General features: G+C 72.6%; 13 protein-coding genes. 4 read left to right on the forward strand and 9 right to left on the reverse strand.

The window, feature by feature from the left end; all coding sequences use genetic code 11:
- Window positions 1-11: 11 nt before the first annotated feature.
- Complete coding sequence (locus IE153_RS07875) at window positions 12-923, forward strand: MmyB family transcriptional regulator (RefSeq protein ID WP_189589012.1); 912 nt, start codon at window positions 12-14, stop codon at window positions 921-923.
- A 607-nt stretch (window positions 924-1530) separates the two neighbouring features.
- Here the strand turns inward: IE153_RS07875 and IE153_RS07880 are convergent.
- Window positions 1531-2979 carry an MFS transporter gene (locus IE153_RS07880; RefSeq protein ID WP_189589013.1) on the reverse strand — a complete coding sequence of 483 codons (1449 nt, stop codon included), beginning with the start codon at window positions 2977-2979 and terminating at the stop codon, window positions 1531-1533.
- Between the two features lie 77 nt (window positions 2980-3056).
- Here IE153_RS07880 and dusB point away from each other — a divergent pair, with 77 nt between their 5' ends.
- Window positions 3057-4190 carry a tRNA dihydrouridine synthase DusB gene (gene dusB, locus IE153_RS07885; RefSeq protein WP_189589014.1) on the forward strand — a complete coding sequence of 378 codons (1134 nt, stop codon included), beginning with the start codon at window positions 3057-3059 and terminating at the stop codon, window positions 4188-4190.
- Here the strand turns inward: dusB and IE153_RS07890 are convergent, their stop codons facing one another.
- The 3 genes from IE153_RS07890 to IE153_RS07900 form a co-directional block, all read right to left on the reverse strand.
- Window positions 4191-6020, reverse strand: a complete 1830-nt coding sequence (locus IE153_RS07890; protein ID WP_189589015.1) for a sulfatase-like hydrolase/transferase — start codon at window positions 6018-6020, stop codon at window positions 4191-4193.
- A gap of 152 nt (window positions 6021-6172) precedes the next feature.
- A complete protein-coding gene (locus tag IE153_RS07895) occupies window positions 6173-8110 on the reverse strand; it encodes an amylo-alpha-1,6-glucosidase (protein ID WP_189589016.1) in 1938 nt (645 codons plus the stop codon).
- Window positions 8107-9519, reverse strand: coding sequence for an MGH1-like glycoside hydrolase domain-containing protein (locus IE153_RS07900; RefSeq protein WP_189589017.1), 1413 nt, complete (start codon window positions 9517-9519; stop codon window positions 8107-8109). The genes IE153_RS07895 and IE153_RS07900 overlap by 4 nt, the downstream gene beginning before the upstream one ends.
- Window positions 9520-9640: 121 nt before the next feature.
- Between IE153_RS07900 and IE153_RS07905 the strand changes: the two genes are divergently transcribed.
- Complete coding sequence (locus IE153_RS07905) at window positions 9641-10867, forward strand: ROK family protein (RefSeq protein WP_189589018.1); 1227 nt, start codon at window positions 9641-9643, stop codon at window positions 10865-10867.
- Window positions 10868-11273: 406 nt separating this feature from the next.
- Window positions 11274-14021: a pyruvate, phosphate dikinase gene (gene ppdK / locus IE153_RS07910; RefSeq protein ID WP_381457029.1), complete on the forward strand. Its 2748-nt coding sequence runs from the start codon at window positions 11274-11276 to the stop codon at window positions 14019-14021.
- Window positions 14022-14177: 156 nt separating this feature from the next.
- Here ppdK and IE153_RS07915 read toward each other — a convergent pair whose 3' ends face one another.
- The 5 genes from IE153_RS07915 to IE153_RS07935 all read right to left on the reverse strand — a co-directional run bounded on the left by IE153_RS07915 (window position 14178) and on the right by IE153_RS07935 (window position 19089).
- The gene (locus IE153_RS07915) at window positions 14178-14696 is read right to left on the reverse strand and encodes an NUDIX hydrolase (protein ID WP_189589019.1); all 519 of its coding nucleotides are present in this window, start codon (window positions 14694-14696) and stop codon (window positions 14178-14180) included.
- A 93-nt stretch (window positions 14697-14789) separates the two neighbouring features.
- Entirely contained in the window at window positions 14790-15275 is a 486-nt protein-coding gene (locus IE153_RS07920; protein WP_189589020.1) for an excalibur calcium-binding domain-containing protein, read from the reverse strand.
- A 109-nt stretch (window positions 15276-15384) separates the two neighbouring features.
- Window positions 15385-16542, reverse strand: coding sequence for an alkaline phosphatase PhoX (locus IE153_RS07925; protein WP_189589021.1), 1158 nt, complete (start codon window positions 16540-16542; stop codon window positions 15385-15387).
- A gap of 190 nt (window positions 16543-16732) precedes the next feature.
- Entirely contained in the window at window positions 16733-18220 is a 1488-nt protein-coding gene (locus IE153_RS07930; protein WP_189589022.1) for a sensor histidine kinase, read from the reverse strand.
- Window positions 18217-19089 (reverse strand): response regulator transcription factor, encoded by an 873-nt coding sequence (locus IE153_RS07935; protein ID WP_189589023.1) that lies wholly within the window; start codon window positions 19087-19089, stop codon window positions 18217-18219. The genes IE153_RS07930 and IE153_RS07935 overlap by 4 nt, the downstream gene beginning before the upstream one ends.
- Between the last annotated feature and the right edge of the window lie 59 nt (window positions 19090-19148).

The raw sequence follows: 19148 nt of genomic DNA on the forward strand, positions 1-19148 counted from the left end.
GGCTGGAGACCATGACGACCATGGCGCGTGAGACGACGCCGCGCACCCCCGAGGCGCCCCGCGACGCGGATGTCCGCCGGCACGAGCTGGCGGCGTTCCTGCGCAGCCGCCGGGAGCGGATCGCCCCCGAGCAGGTCGGCCTGCCCCGGGGCCGCCGGCGCCGCACGCCGGGGCTGCGCCGCGAGGAGGTCGCCCAGCTCTCGGCGGTCGGCGTCACCTGGTACACGTGGCTGGAGCAGGCCCGCGACATCCAGGTCTCCGTGCAGGTCCTCGACGCGCTCGCCCGCGCCCTGCTGCTCGACCCCAGCGAACGCGCCCACCTCTTCCGGCTGGCCGGGGCCGCCGACCCGACACCGGCGACCACCTGCCCGTCGGTCACCCCGGCGATGCGGACGCTGCTGGAGCAGGTAGAGCCGTTCCCGGCGTGCCTGCAGAACAGCCGGTACGACATCCTCGCCCACAACCGCACCTACGGGCTGCTGCTGTGCGACCTGGACGCGGTCCCGCCCGAGGACCGCAACTGCATGCTGCTCTCCTACACCCACGCCGAATGGCAGTCCTCGATCGTGCACCTGGAGGAGACCCAGCGCCTCATGGCCGCCCGCTTCCGCGCCACGATGGCCGGCCATCTCACCGAGCCCGCCTGGAAGATGCTCCTCGACCGTCTGCACGCGGAGTCCCCCGCGTTCCGCACGGCCTGGGACCGCCACGAGGTCGTGTCCCACCGCACCAAACGCAAGGAGTTCCGCAACCGCCACGTGGGCCGCGTCACCGTCGACCACACGGACCTGTGGCTGACGCCGGGGACGGGGCCGCGGATCGTCACCTACGTCCCGGCGGACGAGGAGTCCCGGGAGCGGCTGGACATGCTCCAGGCGATGGCGCTGGGCAGAGAGACGGGCCCTCAGCCTCTCTCCCGGTAGTTCATGAACCCAGTGGGTGTCGAAGTAGCGGGCCATGGTGAACCGGTGGTGCGGTTCGGTGGGGACGCGGCAGACGAACCGTGGTCCGGTGGGCGGGGGGACGTCCTCGCCGCCGAAGGACCGCATCACGACGGGCCACCGGTCGAGGTCGTAGCCGGGCGGGCTCGCTCCAGCCGGTGATGCGGGTGAGCCGCTCCATCCAGTCGACGCCGGCGCCGGCGTCCCCGTCCCGGGCGGGCGCCGGGGGCTGCGGCATCTCCCGGTGGGCGACGACCAGCACCGGCCGCTCCACCCCCGCACCGTCCCGCGCCGTGCCCGTGCCGATCCACCGGTCTCCGTAGGCCCGCGCCCGGATGGTCACGGCCCCGTCCCCGAAGGGGACGAGGAGGGCCGCGCCCCTGGACTCGTCGGATGTCGGGTCGGTGAAGCCGTCGAGAACGAGCGTGCGCGGCGCGCCGTACCTGCCGCCGAGCAGGTCGGTCAGGGCCTGTGGGTCCAGGTCACCGGGCAGGTGGAGGTGGCCGTTCTCGGTCCGAGCCGGGCCGGCAGGTCGTTGACGGACGCTTGTGTGAGCTCCATGGCGGACAGAAGCGCACGGCACCGACAGTCAGCGGTCCGCGGTCACCACCGCGTCCCGCACCTCCGCCGACTCCAGGCGCCGCGCGGCCCGTTCGGCCGTGCCCCGGGCCCACCGCCCGTTCGTCACCGCTCCCAGCGCCAGCACCGCGAACCCGCACACGGCGAGGATCCACCACCCGGGCCGGGCCGCGGACACGAACACCTCCCGGTACGAGGAGGAGCCGACGCCCGAGGCGAGGACCGCGCCCACCACGGCCACGCCCAGCGTCTGCCCGAGCTGCCGGCTCGTGGAGGCGACCGCGGCGGCGACGCCCGCCTGGGCGCGCGGCATGCCGGACACCGCCGTGTTGGTGATGGGCGCGTTGACGAAACCGAAGCCGATGCCGAACAGGACGTAACCGGCGAAGAGCGTGACGTTGGAGGTCTCGGCCTCGAACGCGGCGAACAGGACACCGCTCGTCGTCATCGCGAAGCCCGCGATCAGCAGCGGCAGGCGCGGGCCGCGCGTGCCCACGAGACGGCCCGACAGCGGCGCGCACAGGAACGTCGGGACCGCCATCGGCAGCATCCACAGGCCCGCCTCCAGGGCGGTCAGTCCGCGGACGTTCTGCAGGTACAGCGTCGACAGGAACAGGAAGCCGCCGAGCGCGGCGAACGCGCTGATGGCGATGACCGTCGCGCCGCTGAACGGCGCCGAGCGGAAGAAGCGCAGGTCGATCAGCGGTTCCTTGCGGCGCGGCTCGTGGACGAGCAGCCCCGTGAGGGCGGCGAGGGCGACGACGACCAGCGGCGCGATCGACCCGAACGAGGTGCTCGGCGCCTCGATGATCGCGTACGTGAGCGAGCCGAACAGCGCGATCACCAGCACCTGCCCGACGGGGTCGGGGCGGCGGGCGCGCGGCGCGCGGGACTCGGGCACGAAGCGCAGGGTGAGCAGCAGGGCCGCGAGGCCCACCGGCAGGTTGATCCAGAAAATGGAGCGCCAGCCGACGGAGTCGACCAGGAGCCCGCCGACCAGCGGGCCGGCGGCCATCGATATGCCGACGACCGCGCCCCAGACGCCGATGGCCCGGGCCCGCTCGCGCGGGTCGGTGAAGGTGTTGGTGATGATCGACATGGCGACCGGGTTGAGCATCGAGCCGCCCACCGCCTGCACCATCCGGAACGCGATCAGCGCCTCCAGGTTCGGCGCGAGGGAGCACAGGACCGAACCGAGGGTGAAGACGACCAGGCCCGCCATGAAGACCCGCTTGCGGCCGATCCGGTCGGCCGTGGAGCCCGCGAGCATCAGCAGGGAGGCGAGGACCAGCGTGTACGCGTCGATCGTCCACTGCAGGCCCGAGGTGCTCGCGTGCAGGTCCTGCTGCATGGACGGCAGGGCCACGTTCAGGACCGTGTTGTCGAGGCTCACGATCAGCAGGCTCATGCAGCAGATCGCGAGCACCAGCATGCGGCGGCGGGGGCTGAGCTCGGGCATGCGGACCATCGTAGCCGACTTCGATAGTGTTGCTAACTAATGAATTGTGTCCTCTCATTGCACGGCACAATGGAGGCATGTCCACGCCCCTCCAGATCGGTCCGCACACCGTCCGGCCCCCCGTCGTCCTGGCCCCCATGGCCGGGATCACCAACGCGCCCTTCCGCACCCTGTGCAGGGAGTTCAGCGGCGGCAAGGGCCTGTTCGTCAGCGAGATGATCACGACCAGGGCGCTGGTCGAGCGCAACGAGAAGACCATGCAGCTCATTCACTTCGACGCGAGTGAGCGCCCCCGCTCCATCCAGCTGTACGGCGTGGACCCCGCGACCGTCGGCAAGGCCGTCCGCATGATCGCGGAGGAGGACCTCGCCGACCACATCGACCTGAACTTCGGCTGCCCCGTGCCCAAGGTCACGCGCAAGGGCGGCGGCTCCGCGCTGCCGTACAAGCGGAACCTGCTGCGGGCCATCCTGCGCGAGGCCGTCAGCGGCGCCGGCGATCTGCCCGTGACGATGAAGATGCGCAAGGGCATCGACGACGACCACATCACCTTCCTCGACGCCGGCCGGATCGCCGTCGAGGAGGGCGTCACCGCCATCGCCCTGCACGGCCGCACCGCCGCCCAGCACTACGGCGGCACCGCCGACTGGGACGCCATCGCCCGGCTGAAGGAGCACGTGCCGGAGATCCCGGTGCTCGGCAACGGCGACATCTGGTCGGCCGAGGACGCCCTGCGGATGGTGCGCGAGACCGGCTGCGACGGGGTGGTCGTGGGCCGCGGCTGCCTGGGGCGGCCCTGGCTCTTCTCCGACCTGGTCGCCGCCTTCGAGGGCCGCACCGAGGACATCGCCCGCCCCGCCCTGCGCGAGGTCGCCGACGTCATGGTCCGGCACGCCACCCTGCTCGGGGAGTGGATCGGCGACGAGGCCCGGGGCGTGATCGACTTCCGCAAGCACGTCGCCTGGTACCTGAAGGGCTTCGCGGTCGGCTCCGAGATGCGCAAACGCCTCGCGATCACCTCGTCCCTGGAGGAACTGCGCTCCGGTCTGGACGAGCTGGACCTCGACCAGTCCTGGCCCACCGGCGCCGACGGGCCCCGGGGCCGCACGTCCGGCAACAACCGCGTGGTGCTGCCGGACGGCTGGCTGAAGGACCCCTACGACTGCGCCGGGGTCGGCGAGGACGCCGAGCTCGACACCTCGGGCGGCTGATCAGCCCTTGGAGGGGCGCGGTGTGGAGCCGAACGCCTTGAGGAAGCGGTCGCGGAAGGAGCTCATCTTCCACACGGGCGCGTCACGGTCGGGCTTGAGGCCCTCCGTCCAGTTCCAGTCGGCGACCTTGTCCAGGACCTTCGGGTCCTTCGCGACGATCGACACCGGCACGTCCCGGCTGGCGCCGTTCCCGCTGACCCGGGCGATGGGCTGGTGGTCGCCGAGGAACACCAGGACGGTGTCGTCGGTGCCGTAGCGCTCCAGCCACTGGGTGAGGCTGGTGACCGAGTACTGGATGGACTTGCCGTACTCCTCGCGGGACTTGGTGGTGTCGGTGATGACGTCCGACGCCTTGTTGCCCGCCTTCTGGATCGCGTCGAAGACCGAACCGTCGCCGAGTTCGTCCCAGCCGACCATCCTCGGGATGGGAGCCCAGGGCTGGTGGCTGGAGGTCAGGATGACGAACGACATCAGCGGCTTGTCCCGCTTCTTCCCGTGCACCTGCCGCTGGAACGCCTCCAGCGCGTACTGGTCGGGCATGGTCGACCAGCTGAACTTCGGCCCCTCGTAGCCCAGGTCGAAGGCGTCGTAGAGCTTGTCGAGGCCGTACCACTTCTCCTCCGGCCAGCCCTTCTGCACGCCCGGCATGACGCCGACCGTGTCCCAGGCGCCGGTCTTCTGGAAGGCCTTGGTGAGGGTGAGGTGGTCGCCGGCGCTGACCGTGCGGTAGCGCCGCTGGTTGTCGATCCACAGGCCGGACATGGTCGTGGAGTGGCCGAGCCAGCTGCTGCCGCCGTACGTCGCCGAGGTCAGCCAGCCGCTGCGGGCGGCGAACCCGGCCTTCTCCAGGGCGGCGGTGCTCGCGTCCAGGGTGCGGTCGACGCCGGGTGCCATGACCGGGTCCTCGATGGCGCTGCGGCCGTAGCTCTCGATGAACGTGAAGATCACGTCCTTGCCGCGCAGGTCCGGGAGGAGTTCGCCGGGCGGGGTGTTGCCGAAGGTGTCCGCCTTCGACTGCCGCGCGAACGCGGCCTCGTCCCGCAGCGACTCCACCGTCCGCTGCGCGTGCACCCGGAGGGCACCGGCCCCGCGCTCGGAGGCGATCGGGCCGCCGAACAGCGTCAGGCCCAGTGCGGAGCAGGTGACCCAGACGGTGCCGGCGATCAGGGCGCCCTTGGTCGCCCGCACCCGGTGGCGGGCCAGCACGTGCGCGAGCCGGATCGTCGCCGCGACCATGACGGCCGCCACGAGCAGCACGAGCACCACCGCGCCGACGGTGACGGCGGTCGCGACGCCCCCGCCCAGCGTGTCCTCGACGTACGCCTGCGCGTCGGGCAGCAGATCCCAGTCGAGCGCGGCGTTGAAACCCCGGCCCAGGTACTCGTTGAACCCCATGTCGAGCAGGTTCACCGTGGTCAGGACGGTGAGACCGAGCCCGTACAGCACCGCCGCCACCAGCCGGGGCCGGCGCGGCAGCGCCAGCACGACGACGGCCCCGATGACCGCCTCGGCCGGGATCCGCGCGAAGCCGGCCGCCTTGAGGGCGGGGAGGGTGTTGGGCAGCAGCAGCGCCCCGAGGACCAGGGCGGCGGCGAGGGCGGTGGTGGCGAGGCGGAGGGCGCGGGCGGTCCGGGGGTGGCGGGCGCGCCAGGCGCGGAGGCGAGTGAGGCGGTGCCCGAGCAGCGTTCGTGAGGGGGCAGGGCCCGGACCGGATGCCGCCGCTGCCTCTCTCTCGTCCTCCCCCCTCTCCCCGCCCGCCTGCTCCTCCTCGGCCTCGGACACGCCGTCGCCCGGCTGCGACGCATCGCTGGAGCGTGTGAAGACAGGCACCCGGAGGTCCTTCCCGTACGGAACCGGTGAGGTGGCGGACCCGGGTGGGGGTGCGGGTCCGCCACTGTTCCCTACGGTGCGTCCGCCAGGTGTGTTCAGCCCGCCGGGCCAGCGCTCGGCAAACACCCGGCAAACGGCTGACCAACCGGCCCTCAGACCACGCCGACCGCAGTGAGCAGCGCCAACGGGGCGGACGCGGAACGGGATTCACGCACGCACGCGTACGGGTACGGCACCGGCTCCGGGTGCGTGTCGCGGCCGTAGCCCGCCAGGACCTCCGGGAGCCGGTGGCCGGTCGCGCCCGCCGCGTCGACCAGACCGCGGGCGATCGCGCGCGCCTCGTCGTGCAGCCCGTAGCGGGCCAGGCCCAGCGCGATCAGCGCGTTGTCGTGCGGCCAGACCGAGCCGCGGTGGTACGAGAGCGGGTGGTACGCCGGCTGCCCGGCGGCCAGGGTGCGCACGCCCCAGCCGGAGAAGAAGTCCGCCTCGAGGAGCCGCCGTCCGACGAGTTCGCCGTACTCCTTGTCCAGCAGCCCCGACCAGAGCAGGTGCCCGGCGTCGGAGGCCAGCGCGTCGACCTGCTTGCCCCGGCCGTCCAGCGCGAGGGCGGGGAAGGACTGCTCCGGCATCCAGAAGTCCCGCTGGAAACGGTCGCGCAGGTCGCCGGCCGTCTGCTCCAGCAGGTGGGCGTACGTGGTGTCCTGCCACACCGTGCGGGCGAGGCCCGCCGTGCGGCGCAGGGCGTCGTAGGCGTAGCCCTGGGCGCCCGCGGCCGTCACCGGGCCGTGCGGGCGGGTGCCTTCGGCGGAGCAGATGGCGCCGGGGGAGTCCTTCCAGTTCTGGTTGGCGAGGCCGCCCTGGTCGGCGCGGTAGACGAGGTAGCCGCGCGAGGTGAGGCCGCCGTGGTCGAGCATCCAGGTGACGGCGGCCCGGGCGTGGGGTTCGAGGCGGCGGGCCGGGCCCGTGTCGCCGGTGTGCTCGGTGTACGCGCCGAGCAGGACGAGGAACAGCGGGGTGGCGTCGACCGAGCCGTAGTAGCGGCCGTAGGGGACCTGGCCGAAGTGGGCCAGTTCTCCGTGGCGTACCTCGTGCACGATCTTGCCGGGCTGGGCGATCCCGTCGGGGCCGGTCCCGGTGGCCTGGGTCGCGGCGAGCGCGGCCAGGGTGGCGGCGGCCGGCCGCGGCCGGTAGGGCAGGGCGAACAGCGAGGTCAGCAGGGCGTCCCGGCCCAGCAGGGTCAGGAACCAGGGGGCGCCGGCGGCCGGGACGCGCAGCTCCTCGCCGTCCGGGCCGGTCGCCGGGACCTGGAGGGCGGCGAGGTCGGCGAGCCCCCGGGTGCAGGCGGCGGCCAGCTCGGGCCACCCCTCCGGGAAGGCCACACCCTCGACGAACTCGTCCTCCCGGGCGCGCAGTTGCTCCCGGGCGGCGGCGGGGGAACGGGGCACGCGCAGGGCGCGCCGGTCGCCGTGCGGGCGGGCCATGACCCGCAGGGTCAGCTCGGCGGTGCCGTGCGGTTCGAGGTCCAGGGTCCACGACAGACGGCGGGCGCCGGTGCCGGTCTCCTCCACGGCGTCCGGCCGGGGCTCCGCCGTCACGGTCGTGACGGAGCGCCACTCGCCGCGCCGGTAGGCGAACTCCACACCGTGGGTGAGCGTGTGGCGGGAGCGGACGGCCCCGGCCTTGGTGTAGGTGCGGTGGTCGGAGCGCAGCTCGAACTGGTCGGTGAAGTCGGCGTCGGCGGTGACCGCGAGGTGGACCGTCGTCGGCACCGGGCGGTTGCTGGTGACGCGCAGCGACTCCACGAACGAGGAGTCCCCGACGGCCTGTTCGCGGAAGAGCGTGTACGCGGGCGGTTCGTCGCGGCCGCCGCGCGGGACGAGAACGCAGCGCGCGGTGTCCCCGTCGGCCACCGGGGTCAGTGTGTCGGGCACCGCCCCGTCGACGGTGAGCTGCCACCGGCTCAGATGCCGGGCGTCCCGTACGAACATGCCGTCCGGGGCGCTGCCGCCCCGGTAGCCGCTGATGTCGCCGCGATCGCCGACGGCGGCGAACGTCCGGCCGTGCACGAGCAGATGATGCCGGTCCGTCATGCCGGGTCCTCTCCCTTGATCGCCGTGAGGCCGTTCCTGCCCCGTGCGGGCCGGTCGTGCAGCAGGTCGAGTGTGAGCGCGGCGGTCCAGCCGAAGCCGGTGACGCCGCAGGCCTGTGCCGTGTACGGGTCGACGTACTCCGCGAAGCCGGAGGCGCCGGCGGTGTGCAGCATGCCCTTGCGCAGGGCGTCGGCCCGGCCGCGCTCGCCGTGCCGACGCAGCCCGCGCTCCAGCAGCCAGTTGGTGTTGAACCAGGCCGGGCCGCGCCAGTAGCGGTGCGGGTCGAAGGCCTCGCCGAGCAGGTCGTAGCTCGGGACCAGGCGGGTCGTGCCGCCGAGGCCGAAGTGCGGGCCGCACATCGTGCGGACCAGGGTGGCCGCGAGGCCGCGGGGCAGGGCCGGCAGCAGCAAGGGGATCAGCCCGGAGACACCGCGCTGAGGGATCAGTTCCCCGGCGCGCACGTCCCGGCACAGGAACATCCCCGCCGCCGGGTCCCACAGCCGCTCCACCAGGGCCGCCGTCAGGCACTCCGCACGGTCCCGCCGCGCCGCGCCGGTCACGCCGAGCTCGTGGGCGATCCGGTCCAGGGCGTACTCGGAGGCGGCGAGCAGCGCGTTGAACGCCGGGTCCTCCACGGCGAAGTCGCCGGGGCCGTCGGCGTATCCGCGGTCCCGGTAGTCGGCCGCCAGCCGCACGTACCGCCCGTAGTCCAGATCCGTCGGCCGGTCCTCGGGGGAGCCGTGGTCGAGGTCGGCGCGGCGGAAGGAGCGGGCCGGGGCGGGGGTGACCCGGGACAACGGGCGGTCCCAGCAGGGGCTGTTGTCCATACCCTGTTCCCAGGGGTGCACCACGGACACCAGCCCGCCCCCGCCGAGGTCACGCCGGTGCAGGAGGTAGTCGTGCCAGGCGGCCAGCCGGGGGTACGCACGGGTGAGGAAGCCGCGCGCCCTGGACAGGCCCGGGTCGGCGAGGTGCACCAGCCACGCGGCCAGGGCGTGGACCGGTGGCTGCACGATCCCGGAGGTCTGTACGGTGCGCGGGGCTCCGGCGGTGCGCTCGGCGGTCGACGAGCACCAGAAGTCGGGGCTCGGGAAGTACGCGTCGAGCGGGACGGAGGGGTTGAAGACGATGTGCGGGATCCGCCCGTCCGCCCACTGGGCCGCCAGCAGCGTCTCCAGCTCGGTCTGGGCCCGTAACGGCGAGAGGTGCCTCAGGCCGATCGCGATGAACGCCGAGTCCCACGACCACTGGTGCGGGTACAGGCCGCGCGAGGGCACCGTGGACGTCCCCGTCCAGCCGGCCTCCAGCACGGCGGCGGCCCTCACGTGCAGGGGCGGCGCGGTGCCGGGCGGTTCGTATGCAACGGTGCGTCCTGGGGGACGCGGGGCGCGTTGGGCGATGCGGTCCACTCGGGGCTCTCCGGAAAGACGTCCGGCCGGCTGGTTCGGCTGCGGCTACGGTGGGGTTACGTCTATTTAACACGCAAAACCCACTATGTAAGGCAAGGTTGGGAAACACAAGGGGGTGTGCATGACCGGACAGCCCGGGAGAACCGGACGAGGCGCGGGTCAGGCGAGCGCCGGCGACCTGCTCGAACTGGTGCGCAGCCGACGCGCCGTGACCCGGGGTGCCCTGCAGCAGGTGACCGGACTGTCCCGGGCCACCGTCGGGCAGCGGCTGGACCGGCTCTTCCGCGCGGGCTGGCTGCGCGAGGGCGCCGGGGGGCCGGTCGACTCCCCGCTGGGCGGGCGGCCCTCCATCACCCTGGAGTTCGACGACGAGCACGCGGTGGTCCTGGCCGCCGACCTGGACACCCGGCACGCCCGGGCGGCCGTGCTGTCGCTGAGCGGCGAGATCCTCGCCGAGCACGCGGGCACCCTCGTCATCGAGGACGGACCGGACGCCGTGCTCGGCGAACTCGGCGGCTGGTTCGCCGAGTTGCTGGTCAAGACCGGGCACGGCGCCGAGGCGGTCTGCGGGGTCGGGCTCGCGCTGCCCGGCCCGGTCGACACCGAGACCGGCCGTGTCGTCCAGCCGCCGATCATGCCCGGCTGGGACGGCTACGACATAAGAACCCGGATGGCCCGGGCGCTCACCGAGCACGCGGGCGCCGCCGGGGTGCCGGTGCTGGTGGACAACGACGCCAACCTCATGGCCTACGGCGAACAGCGCACCGGCCACCCGGACTGCTCCGCCTTCGTGCTGGTGAAGGTCTCCACCGGCATCGGCGCCGGGGTCGTGGTGGACGGCGCGCTGTTCCGGGGCATCGACGGCGGCGCCGGCGACATCGGGCACATCCGGGTGCCGGAGGGCGCCGAGGCGCTGTGCCGGTGCGGTTCCTACGGCTGCCTGGCCGCCGTCGCGAGTGGCGGCGCCGTGGCGCGGCGGCTGGCGGAGGCCGGGGTGCCGGCGGCCTCCGGCTCGGACGTACGGGATCTGCTGGCGTCCGGGCACCCGGAGGCGGTCGGACTCGCCCGGGAGGCCGGGCGCCGGGTCGGGGACGTCCTCGCGACGGTCGTGACGCTGCTCAACCCCGGCGTGCTGATGATCGCCGGGGATCTGGCCGGAACTCCCTTCCTGACAGGGGTGCGCGAACTGCTGTACCAGCGGGCGCTGCCCCGCTCCACGGCCCACCTGGAGGTGGTCACCGCGCGGCTGGGTGAGCGGGCCGCGCTGGTGGGAGCCGGTGCCATGGTCGTGGAGCACCTCTACGCGCCCGAGCGGGTCGAGGAGCGGCTGCGTGTGCTCGGGGTGTGACGGCCGTGTTTCGGTCCCGGGACGCGTCCGCATGGTGAAATCCCGGCGGCTGTGGCAGCGTGATTCTCGCCACCCCTGATAAGGGTTGCGCTCAGATGAGCGGATCTTGAGCGGCTGCACTTCTCCAAAGGGTGGCACTGAGTGCCACCCTTTGATCGTTCATCGAGCGAAATCAAATGTGCGGAAACTCCGCTCAGATGAGCGATTGGTGAGCCTCAGGAAGGCTCTTGCGTTCAAGAAGTGAAAACATGCGGCTGCGATCGCTTGCTCAGCCTTGACTTTCGATCCGCTGGCGGACGAGTGGTTACAGGCGCATGACGCACGAGTGGACGTACCCAGACGCCTTTGATCTGGGTATGTTCCTGCCCGTCAGGGCAGCCACCGCGTCCTCGAGGAGTCGAGACCCGTGTCGGAAAACAAAGATCTTCAGGTAGCTGAGCACGGCACCAGCGTTGAGGGCGTGAAGTTCGTCTACGACTTCACCGAGGGCAACAAGGACCTCAAGGACCTCCTCGGTGGCAAGGGCGCGAACCTCGCGGAGATGACGAACCTGGGCCTTCCGGTCCCTCCCGGCTTCACCATCACCACCGAGGCCTGCAAGGTCTACCTGGAGAGCGGCGAGGAGCCGGCGGCACTGCGTGACGAGGTGAGTGCACACCTCGACGCGCTCGAGGCCCGCATGGGCAAGAAGCTCGGCCAGGCCGACGACCCGCTGCTGGTGTCGGTGCGCTCGGGCGCCAAGTTCTCCATGCCCGGCATGATGGACACCGTCCTCAACATCGGCCTCTCCGACAAGTCGGTGCAGGGCCTGGCCAAGCAGGCCGGCGACGACCGGTTCGCGTGGGACTCCTACCGCCGCCTCATCCAGATGTTCGGCAAGACCGTCCTGGGCGTCGACGGCGAGCTCTTCGAGGACGCGCTGGACGCGGCCAAGGCCGCCAAGAAGGTCACGGTCGACACCGAGCTGGAGGCCGCCGACCTCAAGAAGCTCGTCACCAAGTTCAAGAAGATCGTCAAGACCGAGGCCGGCCGGGACTTCCCGCAGGACCCGCGCGAGCAGATGGACCTCGCCATCCACGCGGTCTTCGACTCCTGGAACACCGACCGGGCCAAGCTCTACCGCCGTCAGGAGCGCATCCCCGGCGACCTCGGCACCGCGGTCAACGTCTGCTCCATGGTCTTCGGCAACCTCGGCCCCGACTCCGGCACCGGCGTAGCCTTCACCCGCGACCCCGCCTCCGGCCACCAGGGCGTCTACGGCGACTACCTCCAGAACGCACAGGGCGAGGACGTCGTCGCGGGCATCCGCAACACCGTGCCGCTCGCCGAGCTGGAGCAGATCGACAAGAAGTCCTACGACCAGCTGATGCAGATCATGGAGACGCTGGAGAACCACTACAAGGACCTCTGCGACATCGAGTTCACCATCGAGCGCGGTGTGCTGTGGATGCTCCAGACCCGCGTCGGCAAGCGCACCGCGGGCGCGGCCTTCCGCATCGCGACCCAGCTGGTGGACCAGGGCCTGATCGACGAGGCCGAGGCGCTCACCCGCGTCAACGGCGCCCAGCTCGCGCAGCTGATGTTCCCGCGCTTCGACGAGGACGCGAAGGTTTCCCAGGTCGGCCGTGGCATCGCCGCCTCCCCGGGCGCGGCCGTCGGCAAGGCCGTCTTCGACTCCTACACGGCCGTGAAGTGGTCGCGGTCCGGCGAGAAGGTCATCCTGATCCGCCGCGAGACCAACCCCGACGACCTGGACGGCATGATCGCCGCCGAGGGCATCCTGACCTCCCGCGGTGGCAAGACCTCCCACGCGGCCGTCGTCGCGCGCGGCATGGGCAAGACCTGTGTCTGCGGCGCCGAGGAGCTGGAGGTCGACACCAAGCGCCGCCGGATGACCGTGCCGGGCGGGCACGTCGTCGAGGAGGGCGACGTCGTCTCCATCGACGGCTCCTCCGGCAAGGTCTACCTCGGTGAGGTACCGGTCGTGCCGTCGCCGGTCGTGGAGTACTTCGAGGGCCGGATGCACCCGGGCGCCGACGACGCCGACGAGCTCGTCGAGGCCGTCCACCGCATGATGGCCTTCGCCGACCGCAAGCGCCGCCTGCGGGTGCGCGCCAACGCCGACAACGCCGAGGACGCGCTGCGCGCCCGCCGCTTCGGTGCCCAGGGCATCGGCCTGTGCCGCACCGAGCACATGTTCCTCGGCGACCGGCGCGAGCTGGTGGAGCGGCTGATCCTGGCCGACACGGACACCGAACGCGAGGAGTCCCTCAAGCAGCTGCTCCCGCTCCAGAAGCAGGACTTCGTCCAGCTCTTCGAGTCGATGGACGGCCTCCCGGTCACCGTCCGCCTCCTGGACCCGCCGCTGCACGAGTTCCTCCCGGACATCACCGAGCTGTCCGTCCGCGTGGCCCTCGCCGAGTCCCGCCAGGAGCCGCACGAGAACGAACTGCGCCTGCTCCAGGCGGTCCACCGCCTGCACGAGCAGAACCCGATGCTGGGTCTGCGCGGTGTGCGTCTCGGCCTGGTCATCCCCGGCCTGTTCACCATGCAGGTCCGCGCGATCGCCGAGGCCGCGGCCGAGCGCAAGGCCGCCAAGGGCGACCCGCGCGCCGAGATCATGATCCCGCTCGTCGGTACGGTGCAGGAGCTGGAGATCGTGCGCGAGGAGGCCGACGCGGTCATCGCCGAGGTCGAGGCGGCCTCGGGCACGCAGCTGAAGCTGTCCATCGGCACGATGATCGAGCTGCCGCGTGCCGCGCTGACCGCCGGTCAGATCGCCGAGGCGGCGCAGTTCTTCTCCTTCGGCACGAACGACCTGACCCAGACGGTGTGGGGCTTCAGCCGGGACGACGTGGAGGCGAGCTTCTTCACGGCGTACCTGGAGAAGGGCATCTTCGGTGTCTCCCCGTTCGAGACGATCGACAAGGACGGCGTGGGCTCCCTCGTGAAGCTGGCCGCCAAGGCCGGCCGCGAGACCCGCCCCGACCTCAAGCTCGGCGTCTGCGGCGAGCACGGCGGCGACCCCGAGTCGGTCCACTTCTTCCACGAGGTCGGACTCGACTACGTCTCCTGCTCCCCGTTCCGCATCCCGGTGGCCCGCCTGGAGGCGGGCCGGGCGGCGGTCCAGTCCCAGGGCAGCGACCACCGCTGACCCGGGGGTAGAGAACCCGGAGCCGTCGGCGGTCCCCGACCCTCACCGATCGCGGCGGCTCCGGCGCACGAGGAAGAGCGGGGCGGCACCTGTGCGGAGGTGCCGCCCCGCTCTCGCGCGTTCCGTCCCCGCGTTCCGTTCAGGGCCCGGCGACGGTCACCGCGGCAGGCCGTCGCGCAGGCACACGACCGTGCCGGTGCGGGCCGCGGTCAGCAGGGCGGCGAGCGTGGGCAGCCCGGTCGCCAGCGGGGTGGACTCCAGGTCGGCGAGGGCGAACAGGCCGTGGTGGTCGTGCTCCGAGCTGCGCCGGACGGGCTGCCCGGCCGGGAGCCTGCCGCCGTGGAAGTAGAAGTCGATCACCGGCCCCGTGCCCAGCACATCCGCCCGGTGGTCGTACCCGATGAACCGCAGGTCCTCTTCCAGGACGATGCCGGTCTCCTCGTGCAGTTCGCGCCGGGCGGCGCCGACGGGGTCCTCGCCGTGGTCGAGCATGCCGCCGGGCAGCCCCCAGAGGCCCGCGGCGGGCTGGCCCCCGGCGTAGCGCAGCAGCAGGAGCCGGTCCTCGGTGTCGAGCAGCAGGACGCAGGACGCGACGATGGTCTGCGGCAGCGTCTTGACCCACTCGGCACGGGGCAGCACACCCGGCGCGTTCGGGGCGGGCACGGTCGTGTCCACTACGGTGTTCCTTCCGTCGGCTGGGCAGCCCGGAACGAACTGCCCCGAACGGTGGAACGGCCGGGCCCGCCGATGGTCACCGGCACGCCGGGCTCAGATGTCGCAGGCGACCCCGTCGTTGTCCCGGTCCAGGTGGGAGGCGTACCCGGGCTCACCCCGGTGGATGGGGGCGGCCCCGGCGGCCCGGACCTCGCTGCAGTTGCCGTAGTACACGTCCGCGCCGCCCCCGGAGCCACCGTCGTCGGACCCGCCGCCCGCCGCCGGCTGTGCGGTGACCGTGGTGGTGACCTTGACGGTCTTCGTGGCGGTGACGGTGGGAGCGGGCTCCGGCTCCTTCGCGGGCGGCGTCGCGGTGGCGGTGGCCGTCGTGGTGACCGTGACGGTCGGCCGGGGCTCGGCGGACGCGGGCTTCGCGTCGTCCGTGGTCTTCCCGCCGCTCGCGCCGATGCCGATGCCGATGAACAGGGCCAGCCCGAGGGCGGGCAGCGCGTAGCGCTTCCGGGCCCAGCGGGGTGCCGGTCCGCCGGGCTGCGGCACCGGCGGCGGTGCGGGGTACGGGCCGGTGTACGGATGGGTCATGGTCATCCCCCCAGGGCTGGTACGTGAGGGGATGACCGTAGGACCGGGCGGCCCGGCGTGAGGAAGGAGTGGCCAACTTGTGATGGTTGCGTGAAGCCCGCCTCGTCGGCTACGAGCGGAACGGGCCCGTCACCTCGTACGTGATGCCGGCCGAGGACGAGCCGCTGGTGCCGCGCTGGCTGGAGAAGTAGAGGCGGGTGCCGTCCGGGGAGAAGGCGGGGCCGGTGATCTCCGAGGCCGACTGGCCGTCGATGCGCAGGAACGAGGCGACGACGTCGTCCGGGGTGATCACGCAGATCTCCATGTTCCCGCCGTCCTCGGCGACGAACAGGTCGCCTGAGGAGGTGCCGGTGATGTTGTCGACGCCGGTGAGCGGGGCCGTGCCGTTGACGAGGGAATCGTCGTAGGCCAGCTCGTAGGTGTGGTCGAGGAGGTTGAGCTGCCAGACGCGGTTGTCGCCCTTGGTGGTGAACCAGACCGTGTCGTTCGCGTAGTGGCAGCCCTCGCCGCCGTTGAAGGACTTCGAGCCGGAGACCTGGGAGCGGGTGGCGGTGGGGGAGCCGTCCGGGTCGGGGACGTCGGTCCAGGTGAAGGAGCCGCTGGTGGCGCTGCCCGCGACCATCACCTGGAGTGTGCCGGACGACAGGTCGCCCCAGGTCGTCGGGACGAAGCGGTAGAAGCGGCCGTTCGTCTCGTCCTCGGTCAGGTAGATCACCCTGCGCACCGGGTCGGCCGCCGCCGCCTCGTGCTTGAAGCGGCCCATCGCCGCGCGCTGCGCCGCCGCGTTCACGCCCCACGGGTCGGTCTCGTAGACGTAGCCGAGGGACACCTCCTCGCAGGACAGCCACGTGTTCCACGGCGTCTTGCCGCCCGCGCAGTTCTGGCGGGTGCCCGAGAGGATGCGGTACGCGCCGGTGATCGCGCCCGTCGACGAGAACGTCACCGCGCTCGCGCCGCCCGAGGGGTTGATCTCGGAGTTGGAGACATAGATCCAGCCCGTGCCGTCGGCGTAACAAGCGCCGCCGTCCGGGGCGTTGTGCCAGGTGTACGACGTGGTCCCGACCCGCTGGCCCGACCGGGCTATGACGCGGCTGGTGAAGCCGGCGGGGAGTCTGATGCCGTTGGTGTCCGGGGAACCCAGCGGCCCGTAGGGGCCGGTGCCGGGCTGTGCCGGGGCCGCGTACGCGGCCCCGCGCCACAGGGTTCCGCCCAGAGCGGCCGATGTGCCGCCGAGGACGGCCGCACGCAGGAGGCTACGACGTTCCACTCTCGCTCCAAGAGGTGCCGTATCGCCCCGCCGCCGGTCGACGGCGGGGTCGTGCGTGGGGGGAGGCGGAAAGGACGCTAGAGGTACCGGATTGACGGGGCGTGGACAACTCGTGGCCGTGGGGCGGCATGCTGTGTACCGCCTGTGCCCCATGGCCCGGTCGGGCAGCGCGGGAACCTTCCGTACTCGCCTACGCCGGCAACGCCGGGGCCTGCCGTCTCGGCCTCCTCGGGCGGTCCCCGCCCGGCTCGGGGGTGCCCTCGCCCGGCGGTCGCGCGGACGGCAGCCGGATCACCACGTCCAGACCGCCGGTCGCCGCCGCGCGCAGCGCCGCCTCGCCGCCGCTGGCGTGGGCGAGGCGCTGCACCAGGGCGAGACCGAGACCCGTACCGCCCTTCGGGGCGCCCGGGGCACGCCAGAAGCGGTCGAAGGCCCGGGCCCGCTGCTCCTCCGTCATGCCCGGCCCCTCGTCGGTGACATGCAGGTCGACCCAGCGGGGCCGGCTGTCGCGCAACGCCCGCCGGGGCGGGGCCTGGAGCCGCAGCTCGATGGTGACGGTGCTGCCCGCCGGGGACGCCCGCAGGGCGTTGGACAGCAGGTTGTCCATGATCTGCTCGACGGCCCCCGGCACCGCGAGCACCGGGCCCACGCTCCCCGCGAAGAGCACGAGGGAGACGTGCTCCCGGGCGAACAGCGGCTGCCAGGTGCGGTGCCGCTCCGCGCAGACCGCGCCCAGGTCGACGGTGGTGGGGATGGCCGCGTGCTCCTCCAGCCGGGCCATGGCCAGCAGGTGCTCGACCATGCGGGCCAGCCGGTCCGTCTCGGTGACGGCGGCGGTGAGGCTGCCCCGGGCCCGGGCGGCGATGTCCGGCTCCAGGTTCTCCAGGCGCAGCCGCAGCGCCGCCAGCGGGGTCTTCAGCTGGTGCGAGGCCTCGCCCGCGAACGCCCGCTGGGACGCCAGCAGATGGGCGAGCCGGGCCGCCGTGTGGTTGAACGCGGCCGCCAGACTGCGTACTTCCGGCGGCCCCTTCGTGATCGTCACCGGCGCGAACCGGCCGCCCTCGGCCAAGTCGTGCGTGGCCTGCTCCAGTTCACGGATGGGGCGGCCCGCCCAGCGGGCGAAGGCGAAACCGACCCCGGCGACCGCCGTCAGCACGGCGAACCCGCCCAGTGCGAGCAGCAGCCAGACGTGGTGCACCCGCTCGTGGACCGTCCTCGTCGGCACCGTCAGCCACACCGCACCCACCGGCCGCGCCTCCTGTCCGACCGGCGCGGCCACCGACAGATACTCCACCCCGCCGATCGTGGAAGTCCGGACGTCCACCGTCGACGTGCCGCGCAGCGCGGCCGCGATGCCCGGCCGGGCGGCCAGGGTGCCGGACATCCCGGCGTCCAGCCGGTGCGAGGCGGCGAGCAGCGTGCCCGCCGCGTCGACGATCACGACCTTGCCTCCGATGCGCTGCGCACAGTGCGCCACACGCCCGGGCAGGTCCCGCTCGGCCCGCCCCGCCGCGAGGGACAGCGCGGCGTACGCGGACACCGACTCGGCCTCGTCCTTCGCCGCGTTGACGACCTGCTCCCGCTCGCCGCGCGAGTACACGAAACCCAGTGGGATCTCCAGGCAGAGCAGCACCAGCGCCGCGAGGCTGAGGTAGCTGAGCAGCAGCCGGCGGGTCACGAAGAGGCCACCTGCGCGGTCGGCCCCGTGTGCACCGCCAGCCGGAAACCGACGCCCCGCAGCGTCCTGATCCACGCCGGGTGCCCCAACTTGCGGCGCAGCGCGGCCACATGGACGTCCAGGGTCTTGGTCGGGCCGTCGTAGTGCGGGTCCCAGACCCGGTCGAGGATCTGCTGCCGCGAGTAGACCGCGCCCGGGTCCTCGCTGAGCAGCGCCAGCAGGTCGAACTCCTTGGGCGTGAGCAGGACGGGGGCGTCGCCGACCCAGACCTGGCGGGTACGGCGGTCCACGACGAGCGGGCCCGGGTCGTGCGGCGCTTCGGGGGCGGGGTCGTGCGCGGCGGTCGCGGGGGGTTCGTAGGAGAGGGCCGGGGCCGGTTCGTACGCGGGGGCGGGAGCAGGTTCGTAGGCGGGCGACGGAGTCGGTTCGTACGCGGGGGCCGGGGCCGGTTCGAACGGCGGTGGCTCGGGGACGCTCCGGGCGCCCGGGGCCTCGGGGAACGCCTGCTGGGCGCGTTGCGTGCGACGGGTCACCGCGCGGACCCGGGCGACCAGTTCCCGCACGCTGAATGGTTTCGCCAGGTAGTCGTCGGCGCCCAGTTCCAGGCCCAGCACACGATCGGCCTCCTCGCCGCGTGCGCTGAGGATGACGATGGGCACGTCCGAGACCCGCCGGATGCCGCGACAGACGTCGATGCCGTCCATGTCCGGCAGCCCCAGGTCGAGCAGGACGACGTCGTTGTACGGGCCTCTCAGACCCTCCGTGCCGGTGGCGACGTGGTCGACCGCCAGTCCGAAGTTGCCGAGCCCTTCCATGAGCGGCTCGGCGATCGTCTCGTCGTCTTCGATGAGCAGCACTCGTAGGCCCATACGTCCTGTCTCTCCGTGAAACCGGCATGAATCCGGGCAGGATGAATTCACATTCCCTG

It is taken from the genome of Streptomyces massasporeus (assembly GCF_014648995.1).
GTDB classification, from domain to species: domain Bacteria; phylum Actinomycetota; class Actinomycetes; order Streptomycetales; family Streptomycetaceae; genus Streptomyces; species Streptomyces massasporeus.